General features: G+C 71.3%; 17 protein-coding genes and 1 tRNA gene. 15 read left to right on the top strand and 3 right to left on the bottom strand.

Annotated elements, in window-relative coordinates:
• The first annotated feature begins 50 nt into the window (after window positions 1-50).
• The 10 genes from ACGFIR_RS04330 to ACGFIR_RS04285 are packed head-to-tail and all read left to right on the top strand — an operon-like array spanning window position 51 to window position 10,622.
• The gene (locus ACGFIR_RS04330; protein ID WP_393143162.1) at window positions 51-1,121 is read left to right on the top strand and encodes an acyl-CoA dehydrogenase family protein; all 1,071 of its coding nucleotides are present in this window, start codon (window positions 51-53) and stop codon (window positions 1,119-1,121) included.
• Window positions 1,115-1,810 carry a 4'-phosphopantetheinyl transferase family protein gene (locus tag ACGFIR_RS04325; protein WP_393143160.1) on the top strand — a complete coding sequence of 232 codons (696 nt, stop codon included), beginning with the start codon at window positions 1,115-1,117 and terminating at the stop codon, window positions 1,808-1,810. The genes ACGFIR_RS04330 and ACGFIR_RS04325 overlap by 7 nt, the downstream gene beginning before the upstream one ends.
• Window positions 1,807-2,748, top strand: a complete 942-nt coding sequence (locus tag ACGFIR_RS04320) for a hypothetical protein (protein ID WP_393000486.1) — start codon at window positions 1,807-1,809, stop codon at window positions 2,746-2,748. Before ACGFIR_RS04325 ends, ACGFIR_RS04320 begins: the two co-directional genes overlap by 4 nt.
• Window positions 2,749-2,758: 10 nt before the next feature.
• Window positions 2,759-4,324, top strand: a complete 1,566-nt coding sequence (locus ACGFIR_RS04315; RefSeq protein ID WP_393000488.1) for an amino acid adenylation domain-containing protein — start codon at window positions 2,759-2,761, stop codon at window positions 4,322-4,324.
• On the top strand, window positions 4,317-6,746 hold the full coding sequence (locus ACGFIR_RS04310) for a condensation domain-containing protein (protein ID WP_393143158.1): 2,430 nt from the start codon (window positions 4,317-4,319) through the stop codon (window positions 6,744-6,746). The genes ACGFIR_RS04315 and ACGFIR_RS04310 overlap by 8 nt, the downstream gene beginning before the upstream one ends.
• 13 nt (window positions 6,747-6,759) lie before the next feature.
• Complete coding sequence (locus ACGFIR_RS04305) at window positions 6,760-7,518, top strand: hypothetical protein (RefSeq protein WP_393000492.1); 759 nt, start codon at window positions 6,760-6,762, stop codon at window positions 7,516-7,518.
• Window positions 7,519-7,523: 5 nt separating this feature from the next.
• Window positions 7,524-8,750 carry an argininosuccinate synthase gene (locus ACGFIR_RS04300; protein ID WP_393000494.1) on the top strand — a complete coding sequence of 409 codons (1,227 nt, stop codon included), beginning with the start codon at window positions 7,524-7,526 and terminating at the stop codon, window positions 8,748-8,750.
• The gene (locus ACGFIR_RS04295; RefSeq protein ID WP_393143156.1) at window positions 8,747-9,667 is read left to right on the top strand and encodes a methionyl-tRNA formyltransferase; all 921 of its coding nucleotides are present in this window, start codon (window positions 8,747-8,749) and stop codon (window positions 9,665-9,667) included. Before ACGFIR_RS04300 ends, ACGFIR_RS04295 begins: the two co-directional genes overlap by 4 nt.
• 54 nt (window positions 9,668-9,721) lie before the next feature.
• Window positions 9,722-10,093, top strand: coding sequence for a VOC family protein (locus ACGFIR_RS04290; RefSeq protein ID WP_393143154.1), 372 nt, complete (start codon window positions 9,722-9,724; stop codon window positions 10,091-10,093).
• 4 nt (window positions 10,094-10,097) lie between these two features.
• Window positions 10,098-10,622 (top strand): flavin reductase family protein, encoded by a 525-nt coding sequence (locus tag ACGFIR_RS04285; protein ID WP_393143152.1) that lies wholly within the window; start codon window positions 10,098-10,100, stop codon window positions 10,620-10,622.
• Between the two features lie 409 nt (window positions 10,623-11,031).
• On the opposite strand, the gene ACGFIR_RS04280 is transcribed toward ACGFIR_RS04285, so the two are convergent.
• The gene (locus tag ACGFIR_RS04280; protein WP_393143150.1) at window positions 11,032-11,442 is read right to left on the bottom strand and encodes a hypothetical protein; all 411 of its coding nucleotides are present in this window, start codon (window positions 11,440-11,442) and stop codon (window positions 11,032-11,034) included.
• 325 nt (window positions 11,443-11,767) lie between these two features.
• On the opposite strand from ACGFIR_RS04280, the gene ACGFIR_RS04275 reads away from it, so the two are divergent.
• On the top strand, window positions 11,768-12,211 hold the full coding sequence (locus ACGFIR_RS04275) for a hypothetical protein (protein ID WP_393143148.1): 444 nt from the start codon (window positions 11,768-11,770) through the stop codon (window positions 12,209-12,211).
• A gap of 331 nt (window positions 12,212-12,542) precedes the next feature.
• On the opposite strand, the gene ACGFIR_RS04270 is transcribed toward ACGFIR_RS04275, so the two are convergent.
• On the bottom strand, window positions 12,543-13,019 hold the full coding sequence (locus ACGFIR_RS04270) for a hypothetical protein (protein WP_393143146.1): 477 nt from the start codon (window positions 13,017-13,019) through the stop codon (window positions 12,543-12,545).
• Window positions 13,020-13,354: 335 nt separating this feature from the next.
• Between ACGFIR_RS04270 and ACGFIR_RS04265 the strand changes: the two genes are divergently transcribed.
• Both ACGFIR_RS04265 and ACGFIR_RS04260 read left to right on the top strand, forming a co-directional pair.
• Window positions 13,355-13,732 carry a hypothetical protein gene (locus ACGFIR_RS04265; RefSeq protein WP_393143144.1) on the top strand — a complete coding sequence of 126 codons (378 nt, stop codon included), beginning with the start codon at window positions 13,355-13,357 and terminating at the stop codon, window positions 13,730-13,732.
• Between the two features lie 38 nt (window positions 13,733-13,770).
• The gene (locus ACGFIR_RS04260; protein ID WP_393143142.1) at window positions 13,771-14,097 is read left to right on the top strand and encodes a hypothetical protein; all 327 of its coding nucleotides are present in this window, start codon (window positions 13,771-13,773) and stop codon (window positions 14,095-14,097) included.
• 165 nt (window positions 14,098-14,262) lie between these two features.
• On the opposite strand, the gene ACGFIR_RS04255 is transcribed toward ACGFIR_RS04260, so the two are convergent.
• Window positions 14,263-14,335, bottom strand: a tRNA-Arg gene (locus tag ACGFIR_RS04255).
• 394 nt (window positions 14,336-14,729) lie between these two features.
• Between ACGFIR_RS04255 and ACGFIR_RS04250 the strand changes: the two genes are divergently transcribed.
• Together ACGFIR_RS04250 and ACGFIR_RS04245 are read left to right on the top strand one after the other, a co-directional pair.
• The gene (locus tag ACGFIR_RS04250; protein ID WP_046569661.1) at window positions 14,730-16,235 is read left to right on the top strand and encodes a helix-turn-helix transcriptional regulator; all 1,506 of its coding nucleotides are present in this window, start codon (window positions 14,730-14,732) and stop codon (window positions 16,233-16,235) included.
• Window positions 16,232-17,113, top strand: a complete 882-nt coding sequence (locus ACGFIR_RS04245) for a PfkB family carbohydrate kinase (RefSeq protein WP_051611164.1) — start codon at window positions 16,232-16,234, stop codon at window positions 17,111-17,113. The genes ACGFIR_RS04250 and ACGFIR_RS04245 overlap by 4 nt, the downstream gene beginning before the upstream one ends.
• Window positions 17,114-17,480: the final 367 nt, after the last annotated feature.

The raw sequence follows: 17,480 nt of genomic DNA, 5'->3' as shown, positions 1-17,480 counted from the left end.
CGGCACCGGCGGCTCCCACCGCGCCCGGCCCGTCGGCACCCGGTGCCGACGTGGCCGCGGGTATCGGGGCGGCGCTGCGCGGGCTGGCGACCACCGGGGACGCGCGCGCGGTCTGGCGGGCGCTCGGCGACCACGGCCTGCTGCGCGACGTCGGGCCGGCCGAGCTGCCGGGGCTGCTCGGCACCCTCGACGCGCACTGCCCGGTCGGGGTGGTGCTGTCGGTCTGCGTCCAGGTCGCCAGCGCGCTGCCCGTCCTGCGCGAACAGGTCGACGCGGGGCCGGAGGACGGGCCGGTGCTGGCCGCGTACCACGACGCGGTCGCCGGTCGCGCGACGCTCGCGCTGGCCGCCACGGACCGCGACGGCGCCGGCTCCGACCTGATGGAGCTGGGCACGACGGTACGCCTCGACGACCGGTCGCTGGTGCTCGACGGCGGGAAGCGGTGGATCACCAACGCCCGCACCGCCGCGTACTCGCTCGTGCTGGCCCGGCACCGCCCGCAGCGGCACTTCACCAGCTTCGTGTGGGTGCTGGTGCCCACCGACGCCCCCGGCGTGCGGGTGTCCGCCACCCGGAACACCCCGCTGACCGGAGCCGGCCTGGGCGACCTGCACTTCGACCAGGTACGCCTGGACCGGTCGTACCTGGTCGGCCGCCCCGGCCGGGGCATGGTCAGCTTCGCCCGGCACATCGCCACGGAACGCTTCGCCGGCGGCGTGTGGGCAGCCGCGATGTGTCGACGCGTGCTCGCCGACACCCATCGTCGCCTCGTCGAGCGCCCCCTCGGTGCCGGGCGGGCCTGGGACAACCCGGCGATCCGGGAGCGGTTCGCCCGGTGCGTGGTGGAGGCCTGGCGGATCGAGGCCGCCTGCGACGCCCACCGGGAGAGCAGCGAGCCCCTGGTGACCAGCATGCTGCTGAAGGTCGCGGTGGCGCAGGGCCTGGACGTGGTGCTCGGCGAGTGCGCCGCCCTGCTCGGCGCGGAGGCGTACGCCGAGGGCGGGCTGGCGCAGCTGCGGGCCGCCGCCGGCATGTTCGCCACGGCCGGCGGCGCCACCGGGGCGATGCTCGCCGGGATCGCCGGGCACGTGCCCGACCTGCTCCGGGACCGGTCGTGGTGACGGCACGGCGGCGGGCGGTGCTGGCCTGCCGGGCGCGACCGCGCCGGGCCGCCACGGGCCGCCACGGCGGCATCGTCCGGCTGCGGCTGGGCGCCCGGGTGCGGGTGGCGGTGGCCGAGCAGCGGCTGCTGGCCCACCTTCCGCCGGCCCCGTCCGACCTGGCGGCCGTCGGCGACCTCCCCGCCGGGCCGCGCGCCGAACGGTTGGCCGCGCGGGCGCTGCTGCGCCTGCTGCTCGCCGCCGAGCTGGGCCGGACGGCCGGCGGCACGCCGATCGCCGCCCACGACAACGGCCAGCCCCACCTGCCCGAGTGGCCGGGGGTCGCCGTCAGCCTGTCCCACGACGCCGGCACGGTGGCCGCCGCGCTCGGGCGGGGCGTGCCGGTCGGCGTCGACGTCCAGGTGCCCGTGCCCGCGCCGCCGGCCCTGCTGCGCCGCTGCTGCGCCCCGCCGGTCCGCGCCGCCCTGGACCGGCTGCCCGAACCGGTGCGGGACCGCGAGTTCGCCTGGATCTGGACGGTGCAGGAGGCGTGCGTGAAGGCCACCGGCGCCGGCCTCGCCGGCCGGCCCTGGGCCATTCCGGTGCCGGCGGGACGGCGGACGGGCCGCTGGGCCGACCTGCGGTGGGTCAGCCTGCGCGGGCACAGCCGGGTCCCGGCGAGCGTGGCACACGGGGTGGGTACGCGATGACCGTCCCCGACCCCCGGTTCGCCGGGCTGAGCTGCTACACCAGCAACCTGGCCGGCTACCAGGCCGGCGAGTTCGCCGACACCGTGGAGCGTTTCGCCGACTCCGTACGCGTCGCGGTGCGCACGGACCTGCCGGCGGGCGGGCTCGCCTTCTCCCACCACCGGGTGCCGCTCGACCGGCTGCCGGACGGCACCCGGCTGGCGTGGGCCACCGCCCCGGTCGACGGCGTCGTCGACCGCGTCGACGCGGAACTGCGCCGCCACGGTCGGGTGCTCGTGGTCACCGACAACGCGGCGCTGCCCTGGTCTCCCTCGACCGACGGCACCGCCCACGCGCCGCACTGGTTGCTGGTCGACGACCGGCGCGGCGACGACTGGCACGTGGTCGACGGGTTCAGCGGGCTGCTGCCCGCCGGCGAGCAGGAGCCGTACGCCGGCTGGCTCGCCACCGCCGGCCTGCTCGCCGCGCTGACGCCACCGCCGTCGTGGCGTCCGGAGCAGGCGCGGCGAAACGCGCTGGCCTTCGGCTTCTGGGTGCCCCCGCCGGCCGGCGCGCAACCGCAGTTGCTGGTCCGTACGGGCGGCGCCGGGGACGAGCCGGAGCTGCCCGGTGACTGGCTGCTCGACGAGGACGCCGCCCTGGAGTTCCTCCGCGACCACGTCGTCGCGCAGCCGGAGGCCGCCGGGGCGCACCTGGACGACCTCTGGGCCGTCGCGCAGCACCGGACGTTCAGGTACCGCCACCTCGGCGACGACGAGGCGGTGCGGGCCTGGTCGGACCTGCCCAGGGCCCTGCGCTTCGCGGTGGAGTCGGCCCGCCGGGGGCGCCCCCGGTCCGCGCTGGTGCGGACCACCTTCGACCACCTGCGGCAGCTGGAACGAGACCGGTCGACCACCCCAGCTCCGGCGGCGGAACGCCCGCACCGGCAGACCTTGTGAAGGATGTGCGATGCAGACCCGTACCCTCTACGACTGGTTCCGTACGTCGGCCCGGCAGTACCCGGACAACGTGGCGATCGAGGTCGCCTCGGACGCACTGACCTACGCCGAGTTGCGGGCCGCGGCCGGGCGGTTGTCGGCCGCCATGCAGCGGGTGCCGGGGCGGCCACCCCGACGGGTCGGGCTGCTCACCTCCCGCAGCCTCATCGGCTACGTCGCCTACCTGGCCGCCCTGCGGCTGGGCGCGACGGTCGTGCCGCTCAACCCCGCCAACCCGGCGGCCCGCAACCTCGCCATCACCGGCGAGGCGGACCTGGACCTCGTCATGGTCGACGACACCTCCGGCGACGGGCTCGCCGAGTTCCGCGCCCAGAGCACCGTCCGGGTCCTCGACCTGACCGGCGAGGGCTGGCGCCGGTTCCTCGCCCCGGACGACGCGACGGAGATCCCGCCGGCCGTGGAGCGGGGCCGCGACGACTTCGCGTACATCATCTTCACCAGCGGGACCACCGGGAAGCCCAAGGGCGTGCCGGCGACCCACGCCAACGTCGACTCGTTCCTCACCGAGGTGATCAAGCGGTACCGGTTCCGGCCCGAGTCGCGGGTCTCGCAGACCTTCGAGATGTGCTTCGACGGCTCGATCCTGGCGATGTTCGGCGCGTGGGGCACCGGGGCCACCCTGTGCGTGGCCCAGCGCGGGGACGTGCTGACGCCGGTGCGCTTCATCAACACGAAGCGGCTCACGCACTGGCTGTCCGTGCCGTCGCTGATCTCGTTCGCCAAGCGGCTGCGGGCCCTCGCGCCGGACAGCATGCCGACGCTGCGGCTGAGCTCCTTCGGCGGGGAGCCGCTCACCATCGAACAGGTCAACGACTGGACGGCCGCCGCGCCGAACACCGCGGTGATCAACTGTTACGGCCCCACCGAGACGACGGTCATCGTCACCGCGTACGAGGTGCCCGCCGACCCGGCCGCCCGGATCGAGTCGTCGAACCGCTCGGTGCCGATCGGGGACATCTACCCGCACCTGGACTACGTGCTGCTCGACGAGGACCTGCGCCCGGGCGACGACGGCGAGCTGTGCGTCCGTGGCGAGCAGCGGTTCCCCGGCTACCTGGACCCGGCCGAGAACGCGGGCCGGTTCGTCTCCTTCGACGGCGAGCGGGGCCGTCTCTACGACGGCACCGGGCCGTTGACCGCCGAACACTGGTACCGCACGGGCGACCGGGTCCGCCGCGAGTTCGGCGAGTTGGTGCACCAGGGCCGCATCGACCACCAGGTGAAGGTACGCGGCAACCGCGTCGAACTGGCCGAGATCGAGGCCGCGCTGCGCGCCCACGCGGACGTGGTGGAGGCGGTGGTGCTCACCGTGGCCGGCGACGACGGGGAGCTGGACCTGCACGCCGTCTACACGGGCGCGGCGCTGGCCGACGACGACCTCACCCGGCTGGTGGGGCACCTTCCGCCGTACATGCGGCCACGGGCGTTCCACCACCGGGCGGAGATCCCGCTGACCGAGGTGGACAAGGTCGACCGCAAGCGGTTGACCTCCGAGCTGCTCGCCACCCGTGGCTGAGCCGGGCGCCGGGGCCGTCCCGGAGGCGGTCCCGGCCACCGCGATGCAGGAGGCCCTGTGGTGGGTGCACCAGCGGGCCCGCGACCGGTCCGTCTACCACCTCACCTGGCGGCTCGGGGTGGACGAGCCGCTCGACGAGGCGGCGCTGGCCGTCGCCTGGCAGGCGATGGTCGACCGCCACGAGGCGCTGCGGACCTCGGTGGTGCGGCAGGCGGACGCCGTCACGCTGGTGGTGGCGCCCCGCATCGTCGTCGGCCTGCACCGGCTGGAGGTGGACGACCCGGGGGACGCCGACCCGGGCACTCTGCTGCGGCTCGTCGCCGAGGAGGTGCACGCCGCGCCGGTGGACCCGGCGGCGGCGCCGCTGGCCCGGATCACCCTGGTCCGGGTCGGCGACCGGCACGAGGTGCTGCTGACCGTGCACCACATGGTGCTCGACGGCTGGGCGGTCCAACTGCTCGTCGGCGAGCTGTCGGAGGCGTACGCGGCCGTGCGGGAGGGACGGGAGGTGAGCTTCCCGGCCGACCCGGTGCCGTTCAGCACGTACGCCCGGGAGCAGGCCACGGCCCGCGCGGACGGCCGGTGGGAGAAGAGCCTGGCGTACTGGTGCGACGCGCTCGCCGGTGCCGCCTCCGCCGTCCTGGAACCCGACCTGCCGGGCGAGGTGGCCAGCGGCGCACCCGGCGCGATCCTGCGCTACGGCTTCAGCGCCGAGGCGGGCGCCGGGATCGCGGCGCTGGCCAAGGCCACCTTCGCCACCCCGTTCGCGATCATCCTCGGTGCGGCGCAACTCGTGCTCGCCCGGGCCGGCGCCGGGCCGGACGTGGCGGTGGGCGTGGTGACCGCGAACCGGATGACCACCCGCGACCAGGCCCTGCTCGGCTACACGGCGAACCTCTGCGTGGCCCGGGTGAGGGTCGCCGAGACGGACACCGTCGCCGCGGTGGTGGGTGCCGCCCGGGACGGCATGTGGCAGATGCTGACCCACCAGGCGGTGCCGTACCCGGTGGTGTTCGGGGCGCTGCCCGAGCAGACCCGGGCCGCCCTCGGCGACCCCGCGCCGCTGCTGCTGAGCTACCTCGGCCCGATCGGCACCGACCTGCGCCTCGGCCCGGTCCCGGCGATGCTGCTACCCAGCCCGAACCGGGCCGCCCGGGCCGACGTGGCGATGTCCGTCTGGGAGGCCGACGGCGGCTACCTCGCCGAGATCGAGTACCACACCGGTCGCTACCGGGAGAGCAGCGTGCTGGCCCTGCTGCACGACCTGGACGCGGTGCTGGCCGACGGCGGCGCCGAGCCGCAGCGTACGGTCGGCTCGTTCGACGTCGCCACCCGCGCCCGCACCGGCCGCGCGGCCCCGGCCACCGTGGACCGCGACCCGGCGACCGGCCCGCTGCCCGAGTCGGCGCACTGGCGCCACGTCGTCGCCGCCTGGACCGACGTGCTCGGCGCCCCGCCGGCCGGTTCCGACGCCGACTTCTTCGCCTCCGGCGGCAACTCGTTGAGCGCCCTGCGCCTCGTGGACGCGCTGGCCGCCGACGGGCGACCGGCGGTGGACGTCGTGCGGTGGCTGGGCGAGCCGACCCCCCGCCGGCTGGCCGACCTGCTGGGCGGCGGGTCCGAGCCGGTCTCGGCGGAGTCGACGCTGGTACGCCTGCGGGACGGCTCGGGCCCGCACCTGCACCTGGTGCACGGCGCCGGCGGCAGCCCGCAGGACTACCAGGACCTGCTGGCCGCGCTGCCGGAGCACTGGCGGGTGACGGCCTCCCGCGACAGCGCGCAACTGCCGACGGTGCCGGACCTGGCCCGCCGCTACCAGGCCGACCTGGACGCCGCCGGCCTGGTCCCGGACCTGCTCGGCGGGTGGTCGTTCGGCGGTCAGGTCGCCTACCAGATGGCCGCCGACCAGGTCGGGCGACGACCGGCGCTGGTGCTGCTGGACTCCGCCCCGCCGGTGGGGTACGAGCTGCCGGACGAGGAGGTCCGGCAGCGCTTCGACACCTTCACGGAGAACATCCACCGGGCCCTCGACCTGGAGCCGGACGCCCCGAGGCCCCGGACCACGGGCGGTACGGGGCCGGGCGGCTTCGACGAGCGGCTGGCCGTCGGCGCGCTCGCGGCCTGCCTGGCGGCCGTCCGGCAGCCCGTGCCGACGGCGCTGCTGGCGCACCGGTGGCACAGCTACGAGCGCCACACCCGAGCCGGTGCCGGGTACGTCCACGACGGCCCGGTCGACACTCCCGCGCTGGTCATCGGCGCGGACCTGCTCGACGCGCAGCTCGACCAGTGGGCGGCCCGCGTCGGCGCGGCCACGTCCCACCGGATCGACACCGACCACTTCGGAGTGCTGCATTCCGCCGCCGTGGCGCAGGTAGCGGCGGCCGTCATCGATTTCGCACGCGTCGCGGCGGCGCGAGGTTAACCAAGGAGGATCCGTGTTCGACTCGAGAGTTTTGTACCAGCAACTGCGGGAGCACGTGGAGCGCCAGGTGGCGCCGGACGACATCGCCACGGCCCGCCGCGACTTCTCGTACCTGGGGCACGCGAAGGTCTCCTTCGTCGCCCCCGACAGCGTCAAGAAGGCCGTCGCCGACGAGGTCAACGAGCTGATCGACAAGGCGGGCACGCGACGGGACCTGCGCTTCGCCGAGACCGACTACACGCCGCGCCGGATGCGCAACGTGACGCGGGCCGAGATCGCCGACCTGGGCACCGTGATCAGCGGGATCTACGGGGCGGAGCCGATCCTGCGGGTGCTGTCGGAGGTGGCCGGCGAGCCGGTGCACCCGTGCCCGTACGAGCCGGAGCAGTTCGTCATCACCTGCCTGGAGAAGGACGGCGACACCCACGGCTGGCACTGGGACGACTTCACCTTCGCCCTGGTCTGGGTGGTCGAGTGCCCGCCGGTGGAGCACGGCGGCTTCGTCCAGTGCGTACCCGGCACCACCTGGAACAAGCAGCGCCCGGAGATCAACCGAGCGCTGGTCAGCCGCCCGATCTACTCGATGGAGCTGTTCCCCGGCGACCTGTACCTGATGCGGACCAACACCACGCTGCACCGGGTCGCCCCGGTCCGCCAGGGTCGCCGCAAGATCATCAACATGGGGTACGCCTCCACGTCCGACCTGACCCGCGACCTTACCCACGAAACCATGGACCAGCTGTGGGCCACCGCGCCCGCCGGAGAGGTGTGACCGTCATGTCGTCTCGGAACAACATCGCCCCCCAGCACATCGTGCTCGCCTTCTCCGGCGGGCTCGACACCTCGGTGGCCCTGGTCTGGCTCAAGGAGCGCTACCGCTGCCGGCTGACCGCGTTCATCGCCGACCTGGGCCAGGGCGAGGAGCTGGACACCGCCGCCCGCAAGGCCGAGAAGCTCGGCGCGGACGAGGTGCGGGTGGTCGACCTGCGCGAGGAGTTCGCCCGCGACTACGCCTTCCCGATGTACCGGGCCAACGCCCTCTACGAGGGTCAGTACCTGATGGGCTCCTCCATCGGCCGGCCGCTGATCGCCGCCGCCCAGCTGCGGGTGGCCGAGGAGGTCGGCGCCGACGCCGTGGCGCACGGGGCCACCGGCAAGGGCAACGACCAGATCCGCTTCGAGATGACCTTCGCCGCGCTGCGCCCCGACATCACGGTGATCAGCCCGTGGCGGGAGTGGGACCTGGCGTCCCGCAGCGACCTGCTCGCCTACGCCGGACGGCACGGCATCGAGCTGGACCTGAGCAGCGGCGAGCGCCCGTACTCCATCGACAGCAACCTGCTGCACACCTCGTACGAGGGCGAGGCGCTGGAGGACCCGGCGCAGCCCGCGCCGGAGGGCCTGCTGTTCCGGGTACGCGACCTCGCCGACACCCCGGACGAGCCCGAGACCGTCGAGATCCACTTCCAGGGCGGCAACCCGGTCGGCGTCAACGGGACGCCCCTGTCGGCGAGCGCCGTGCTGGAGGCGCTCGACGAGATCGGCCGCCGGCACGGGATCGGCCGCCTCGACATCGTGGAGAACCGGATCTTCGGCATGAAGACCCGTAACATCTACGAGGCGCCGTCGGGTAGTCTGCTCTGGCACGCGCACCGGGCGGTGGAGTCGCTGGTGCTCGACCCGGAGGTGGCGCAGCTCAAGGAGGAGCTGATGCCGAAGTACACCGCCCTGGTCTACCGGGGCCTGTGGTTCGCCCCCGAGCGGCTGATGTTGCAGACGGCCATCGACTTCAGCCAGCAGAACGTCACCGGCGACGCGATCCTGCGGGTGCACCGGGGCACCGTCCAGGTGATCGGCCGCCGCTCCCCGCACAGCCGCTACGACACCGCGTTCGCCACCTTCGAGGCGGACGACGTGTTCGACCAGCGGGACTCCTCCGGCTGGCTGCGGGTCAACACCGTCCGCTTCCGGGCCGGGCTGGCCAACGGGACGGCGAAGCCGTGAGGATCGTCTTCTTCGGGTACGGCGAGCTGGGCGCCACCGTGCTGCGGGGCATCGCGCCGCAGCACGAGGTGCTCCTCGTGCTGACCCACCGGGCCGAGTTCAGCGGCCTCGGCGAGCCGGACGTGGAGCTGGCCGCCGCCGAGCTGGGACTGCCCGTGCGTTACTCGGCCACCGCCCGCGAGCCCGACCTGCACGAGCAGCTACGCGAACTCGCGCCGGAGGTCATCGTCTCCACCAACTGGCGGACCCGGGTGCCGGCGGAGGTGCTGCGGATCCCGGAACGCGGCGCGATCAACACGCACGACGCGCTGCTGCCCGCGTACGCGGGGTTCGGCGCGGTCAACTGGGCGATCCGCAACGGCGAGGAGGAGACCGGCCTCACCGTGCACTACATGGCGGAGGAGCTGGACACGGGACCGGTCATCACCCAGACCCGCGTGAAGATCGGCCCGCACGACACCGCCGGGCAGATCCTGGACCGGCTCCTCGCCGAGTACGTGCCGGTCACGCTGGAGGCGTTGGACCGGGTCGCCGAGGGGCACCGGGGCGAGCCGCAGCCGCCCGAGGGGGCGTCGTTCTACCACCGGATCGGGGTCGAGGACACCCGGATCGACTGGCGGGACAACGCCACCACGATCTGCAACCTGGTACGCGGCCAGTCGGACCCGTTCGTCAACGCGTGGACGACGCACCGGGGGCTCCGGCTCTGGGTCAAGGCCGCCACCCGGCCGACCCGGGCGCACGGCGGCACACCCGGCCGGATCGTCAAGGCCGACTACGGCGGCGTGGTCGTCGCCAGCGGTGGTCCGGGCGACGGCGACGATCGCGGCGTGGTGCTGCTCCAGGTCCAGACCGAGACCGGCCCACCCGTGCGCGCCCTCGACTACTTCACCACCTTCGGCGAGTACCTTCACTGACACGGTGACCGGGGGCGCCGGTCATCGCGCGACGACGATGACGGGAGAGGTCGGATGATCGGTCGACTGCACTCGGTGGTGCTGGACTGCCCGGACGCCGAGAAGTTGGCGGAGTTCTACGTCGAGCTGACCGGCCTGGAATGGGCCGACAGCGACGGGTACTGGGTGACGTTGAAAGGCTCGGACGGGCATCCCCGCCTCTGCCTCCAGAGCGTCGCCGACTACCAGCCGCCGCAGTGGCCGGATCCGACCTTCCCGCAGCAGGCACACCTCGACGTGGAGGTGGACGACATCCGGGAGGCCGAGCAGGCCGTACTCCGGCTGGGTGCCACCCTGCTGCGCGGCGGCGGGAGCCGCAACCACGGCTTCCGGGTCTACGCCGACCCGGTGGGGCACCCGTTCTGCCTGGTGTGGGGTCAGGACTGATGCCATGACCAACCAGGACCAGGCGGTGGAGTTCCGCCGTACCGCGGGCTCGTTCGCCACCGGCGTCGGCATCGTCAGCAGCGTGCACGACGACATCCCGCTGGCGATGACGGTCAACTCGTTCACCACCGTGTCGCTGCGCCCCACCCTGGTCCTGACCTGCCTGAAGCACCGGAGTCGACTGCTCACCCAGATCCGCGACTCCGGCATCTTCGCGGTCACCGTGCTGGCGGCGGACCAACGGGACGTCGCCCGTTGGTTCGCCGACGCCCGGCGCCCCTCCGGCGCGGCCGCGTTCGCCGGCGTCCGGGTGCACCGCGCACCGGCGACCGGCTGCCTCGTGTTCAGCGAGGGACTGGCCTACTTCGACTGCCGGGTCCGCGACCTCTCCGACCAGGGCGACCACTCGGTGGTCATCGGGGAGGCGGTGTCCTACGGTGCCCTGCACCCAGCCAAGGCACCGCTGCTGTACCTGCACGGGTCGTACCGTTCGATCGCGGCGGCGCCCTCCGCGGCCTCCGCCGCGTAGCGGACGGAGACGGCCACCCACCCGGCGGCGTGTCATCACCGGCGCGCCCCGATGGCGTACGCGCGCATCCAGTGTCGGTCTCCAGCGCCGGCAGCAGGCGGGGCCGCATTGACGACAGCGGCTACGCGGATGGCCGTGACGAATTCGGATCTTGACTGGAACACCGGGCGCGACCTGGACAGACGCAGGCGGACTCAATCCGTGTGCGTGACAGCGACAAAACGGTGGCTTCGCACGGCACACCGTCACACAGGGAAACCCCGTCGGTGAGCAGGCATATCAGGAGTTCAGATGGCGTTACGGCTGTCTTCGAGGTGCCCCCGGCAGGATTCGAACCTGCGACACACAGTGTAGGAAGGCGACTGCGGCGGGTTGATGAGCATGCCCTTGACCTGGACCTCCGCGTCGGTCATGCGCCGAGCGAATCAAGATCATTGCACGTACTCTGCACGGCCCCCGGTCCGGCGTCTTCGCCTGCTGCGTCCGCCCGACGAGGTGAATCCGAGTCCGTGAGCCAGCGGTGGTCGTAGCCAAGATGATCCCAGCGAGAACGCATCCAGCGCTGCTTCCGGGCAGAGGAGGTACGCCACAGGTACCTCAGGTTGTCGCCCAGCAGATGCCGTCGCTCCGGGGCGACACAGCCGGGTAGCCCATGGCAGAGGTCGGCAAGTTCGTTGATCTGTTCACGCCGCTTCAGCAAGGTCTCCAGCGACTCGTCGTCCACGGGAGCCGTGTACAACCGAATCTCCAGGAAGGCCAAGTGCAGGAGCTGCAAGACGGCCTTCTCTGTCACTACGTCCGGTGGCTCGACGGTCGTCACCGGACAAGTCTCTCCCGGCGGCCGACCGGACGGCGTGCGTGCGGTCGTCTTTCGGCAACCCCCAGTTTGGAAGAGCGCGCTCAACCAAGCCCTGAGTCCCGCGACGCCTGCGACCGGGACATCTGCCCCCGTGCCCGCACATGACCGCTGCCCGCCACAGTCACCGGACCATTGAATGGACCATGACGGCCTCGCGAGGATGGCTCACGCCATGCCTGCCCTCTGCTGCCAGAGTTGATCGACGGAATGAGGAGGGGAGACACTAGCCGTGGCCAGGCGCAGGTACCGCAAGTCCCAGCCGGTGGAGCCACCAATCCCGCCCCAGATGCCCCGCACGCTCATGGGCAGGTTCCTACGGGAGAGCATGCTGCGCCACTCGTCGGAGCGTGAACCACTCACAGCAAGGTTCCCAGAGTTCAGCTCGCTCGGCTCCGCCCATGTCATGATCGCCGCCTTCCAAATCGCAGTGGCCCGACTCTTCGAACCAAACCACGGGCTCAAAGACGTCGACCTCCTCATATCTGCCATGCAGCGCGCATTCGGCCCGGAACTGCCTTGGCCGGAGACCGAGGCCCTTATCCGCTTCGAGATGGGTGAGGATGTTGCGATTGGAGGCTTCTCGGTTCGCACCAAGACTTGCGCCATGATCTTGACCCTTGGGGCCTATGCCGACTTCGTGGAGCGGAACGAAGCAGAGGTAGACGGACTCCTCACCGAAGCCGAGCGAAGAGCCTTCGACCACCGGCACCATCCGGAGCTTGCGGAGTAGCAGCGGCTGCCGACACGTCGTCGTGGGCCACCCGCACCAATGCACGGCTGCGCTGTAGGCGCGCGGCTGCCCGGCGGCGTACGAATTACCGCCCCCGGCCCGGAGGCCGGGGGCGGCTTGCCGTGTCGGCGGCTCTCCGCGCGCCTGGTCCGCGAAGCGGCGCGGCAACCGATCGCCCCGGCCACGACGGTGGCCGACAACCCCGCGATCGTCACGGCAAGAAGGACCGCCACGCTGATAACCGTCTCGATGCCCGGATGAGGACGACTCGCCCGGTGATCATTGTTCGCTGAGCTCTCAGGGAAGCCCCGACGTACTGACGAAGTGCCGGTTACCGTCCTGTCGTGAGAGAGCGGAACTGCGGCTCGGCCTGACGCCAGATGCTGATGAACTCCAAACGGGCAACGCTCAGCCGCATCCATACGCCCACCGGTGGCGCCCATGGCGGTGGCTCACCCCACTCCAAGCGAGGGCGGGTGGTGAAGGTGAACACCACGTCGATCTCGGTCATCTCCACGTACATGTTCAGGTGGTCGAAGGTGTCGCCAAGGTGCAACGGCCCCCGTTCCCGTATGCCAGGCTGCTCCGCCAAGCTGCACAGGCGGCGAAGATCCATGTAGTGCGGGTACCAGGCAGATGTGCTGCCATCCCCGATCGGGACGCCACCCACGTAGAGCTGGAACTCACCGAACCGACCGTCCTCGCTGGTCGGGACGAACTCCACGCGAAACGCATCGCGGGAACCCGCAGCCGGTACCGGCAGGGCCAAGCCGACATCACCGTCTTTTGCATCCATCTGGGAAACCACGGGACGATCCTACGGATGGCAACTTCCGATACGTCGTCACCCACGAACGGTCCGGGCGGAACTGTTCGCCGGGGGTGCCGACGACGGACCTGACATGAGGCGCTGCGGATCGCCCGAGGACGGCCGGAGGCCGCCCGGAGGGGGGCCGCAAGCTGGCACTGCGACCGAGTGAGGCGCTGGCGCTGCGCGAGCAGGACTGCAACCTTCCGGCAACGGGGTGGGGCCGGCGGACGCTGGTCGACAACCGGCCCCAGGCGGGCAAGCGCTGGACCGACAGCGGCGAGGTGCACGACCGGCGCGGGTTGAAGCACCGGGCGGCGGCGGAGTCCCGGGTCATGCCGATCCCGCCGGAGCTGGTGGGCATCCTGCGGCGGCACGTCGACCGGTTCGGCGTCGCCGATGACAGTCGACTGTTCCGCAGCGGCAAGAGCAACGTGGTGGCAGCGTCGACGTACTCGCGGGTGTGGAAGGCGGCGCGAGGGCTGGCGCTGGCTCCGGTGCAGGTGGCGTCCCCGCTGGCCGGTCGGCCGTACGACTTGCGGCACGCGGTGGTGTCGCTGTGGCTGAACTCCGGTGTTCCGGCACCCGACGTCGCCGCCCGCGCCGGCCACTCCGTCGACGTGCTGCTGAAGGTGTACGCCAAGTGCATCGACGGCCAGGAAGCGACGGTGAACCAGCGGATTCAGGCGGCGTTGGGCGGTCTGGGTGAGTAGCCTGCGCTCCCGCATCGCGCTCTGGCTACTCTCGCTCGGTGGCCGAGGACTTCACGATCAAGCTGACCCACGACCAGGCCCTGGTGCTCTCCGACTGGCTTGACAAGGTGATCGGTACTAAGAGGTTCGATGCCATCGTTGACGAGGACATCGCTGTCTGGTCGGCGTTGCACCGCATCAGCGGCACCCTCGATAAGTCGTTCGTGGAGATCTTCATGCCGGACTACACGGCACGCCTGGACGCCGCCCGTACGCGTCTCCTCGCGGACCTCGGGGACCATTTCGTGCAGGGACGGCAGGTGCAACGGGGCGCGGGGCACCACGACAGCGGCTATGAGGGTGCCCGTGGCGGATCCGGATCTTGACCGGAACAACAGGTGCGACCTGGGAAAACCCTCCCAAAATTAGTCCGTGAATAGTCCGTGGACAGCGACAAACGGCGGCTCCGGGCGGCACATCACTGCACAGGTCGACCGATCGACGCGGTGACGTATCCGCTGGTCAGATGGCGTTTTTGCTGATCTTCGAGGTGCCCCCGGCAGGATTCGAACCTGCGACACACGGTTTAGGAAACCGATGCTCTATCCCCTGAGCTACGAGGGCGCGAGTGCCCAGTCTAGCGGCCTGCCGGTTCACCCGGGGTGGCAGGGAGTGGCCCACGTTCACCCACGTCGTCGCCCTGGTCAGGGCCGACCGATGACCACACCCCGAGCACACGGACCCCGGCAGCGACCCGGCCCGTTGACCCGCCGTGGCATCCGGTGGCACCGGTTGCCCCACGGTGGCATCCGCTCTCGAGCACACACCGCGCACATCATCGAAGGTCCGGAGTCGGGTCTCGGGTCGCCCGCCGATAGACGTTGCTCGGCGCGGACAAGGACGTCGGCGCCGGGGTTGTTGAGGCGCTGGCCGGTTCTGGCGGAGATCGGTTACGGTAACGTCGCTTTGCGTCAATGCAGCCGTCGTGTCCGTACGGGGTTGTGAAGGGACGGGCGTCATGATCGATCCGCAGCGGGTAGACGATGCGAAGCGGGCACTGGGTGCAAGGCTTGCCGCCTGGCGCAACGTGCGTGGGCTGACCCAGTTGGCATTGGCGAGGCGGGTGCCGGTTTCCCGGACCACGATCGCGGGCGTCGAGCGCGGGCAGCAATGCCCGGACCGGATCTTCTGGCAGCGCTGTGAAGCGGCCCTAGCCGCTGGTGGAGAGTTGCTGGCCGACTACGACGACTATCGGCGCCTGAAGCAGCAGCTTGATCAGGAGAAAGTCGAAGCGGCACAACGCATGCGGTGGGGCGAAGTCGAGGACCGCTCACTACCGGCTGGCACTCACGGTGTCCCGGTGACGGATCCGGCACGGGAGTCGTTGCGCGACCTCGCCGCCACGGATCTGACGGCCGGTGGTCCGAACGGCCTGACGGCACCACTCGCGCGGGTCGCCGGTGCCGCGGTGGCAGGTGAGACGGACTTTCACGATGGTGACGCGGTTACGCTTGCGGTCATGTCCGATGGGCAGGCGATGTCATTGCGGGTAAGCCGGAGGGCTCTGCTGGAACTGGCCGCTGGCCTCACCGCCGTGCCGGTTGTCACCACCACAGGCGTTTCTCACCCACGGTCCGTCGACCCTGCCGTTGTCGATCACTTCGCGGAGCTTCGCGCGCTCCTCGTACAAGCGGACGACCTGCTGGGTGGCCTCACCATCCTGTCGACCGTCGAACAGCAGATCGCGCTGATCGCCGCCCTGCGTCGGCAGACACGTGGACAGCTTCGTAACCGGCTTCTCAGCACCGAGGCACGGTGGAGCGAGTTCGCGGGTTGGCTCAGCGACGATCTCGGCGACCGGGCCGCGGGCGACCGCTGGCTGGACCGCGCGGGAAGCATGGCGCAGGAAGCCGACGATCAGGAGTTCTGGGCGTACGTCCTGACCCGTAAGGCACAGCGGATGGTGGGAACCGGGGACGAGGACTGTGTCGTCGGGCTGGCCCGTGCCGCTTCCCGCCTGCCCGACACGCCCCCGCTCCTGCACGCCTTCGCCGCCATCCAGCAGGCGCACGGCAGCGCCATCGCGCAGGACGCCTCCGCTTTCCAGGCCGCGGTCGAGCGTGCCCACACACTCGTGGCGACCGCCAGGCCGCCGAGCGGGGGAAGCAGTGCCCTCGGTTCGTTCTGCACCCGGCCGTACCTTGCGGCGCAGGAGGGCGAGGGATGGCTCCGCCTCAACCAACCGCGTCGGGCCATCGACAGCTTCACCAACGCCGTCAACACGTGGCCCGACCGCTACCGACGCGAACGGGGCGTGTACCTCTCCCGCACGGCGCACGCCTACCTGGCGGCTTCGGAACCAGGCCAGGCCGCCACCGTCGCGGCTGAAGCGTTGACCACGGCTACCACGACGGGCTCGGTTCGGGTCCGCCGAAACGTCACCACCCTGGCCCGGCGACTCGAACCCTTCTCCAGCCAGCCGGAAGTGCGACAGCTCCTCGACCAGCTGGCCACCAGCGGATGAGTCACCAACTACCCGATCAGGTCCGTACGCCGCATGTCGCCTTCGTCGGCCGCGCCAACATCGACATCACCGTGCGGATCCCCCAACGGCCCGTCGCTGGCCGGACGACGTTCGCCTCGTCACCCGCGACGACCACACCGGGCGGCAAGAGCCTCAACCAGGCTTTGGCCGCACGACAAGCGGGCGTCCGCGCCAGCCTGATCACCAACGTCGGCGACGACGAATGGGGCGCCTCCCTGAGCCGAGCCCTCACCAACGCGGCCATCGACATGTCCTTCCTTCAAGTCGTGCCATCGGCTCCGACCGGTACCGCGATCATCGAGATCACCCCCGACGGCGAGAACTACATCGTCCTCGCACACTCCACAGAGACTGAGCTCGCCAGCGAGCATGTGCGCAACGCACTTCAGCAGCTACGAGCTCCGATCGTGGTAACCCAGCTCGATCTCCAGCCCGATGCCGTTGACGCCGTCTTCCGGCATCACCACGCAGAGACGCTCATCGGCAACCTCGTGCCACATCCCTCGCTCGGTCTGACCGCCCTGGCCCCACTCGACCTGTTCGTTTCGAACGAGGCCGAAGCGGCAGCGATACTGGGCCGCCACCATGCCAATCCGTCGATCGCAGCGCAGGAACTCCGCAAGCTGGGCCCACGAGCGGTGGTGGTGACCGCTGGCGCTCGCGGCGCCGCCTACAGCGATGCCGACCACACCGCACTCGTCCCCGCATCACACGTCAAGGCCATCAACACCAGCGGGGCCGGTGACGCCTTCCTCGGCACCCTCGCCGCACGACTCGCTCACAACGTGCCGCTACCCCACGCAGTCGCCAAAGGCGTCGCCGCCGCAACAACCTTCGTGCAGGTCGACAGACGCTAGGCGACTAGGTCGGGACGACGGTGACATCGCTGGCCTTCATGGTTGCCAGACGCCCGCACTGATCCGAGTCTCCACAAGATCGCGAGGGACGATCGGTTCGAACTGCGGTCAGCAGAACGGCCAGCCTCCCAGGGTCCTGCTCGAAGAGGATGTCGCTGAAGGCATCGAGGCTTCCGCTCGGGTTGCGTGACAGAGCAGCTGCGAGAACTCGTAGACGAAGCCGGCAAAGTCGACGAGCGACGCTCCGTCGATTACGAGCACAGGGGTTTACAACGATGCCGCAAGGGGTCTCGCCGGCAAGAGGGCCTCCAAGGCAGGATAATGCAGCGCTGCGCGCGGCCACGACTACAACGGACAGACGGAATGG

The sequence above is a fragment of the Micromonospora sp. NPDC049051 genome, from assembly GCF_043197575.1.
Lineage (GTDB): Bacteria > Actinomycetota > Actinomycetes > Mycobacteriales > Micromonosporaceae > Micromonospora.
The sequence above is the reverse complement of the archived record's forward strand: the minus strand, read 5'-3'. Positions and strand labels throughout refer to the sequence as shown.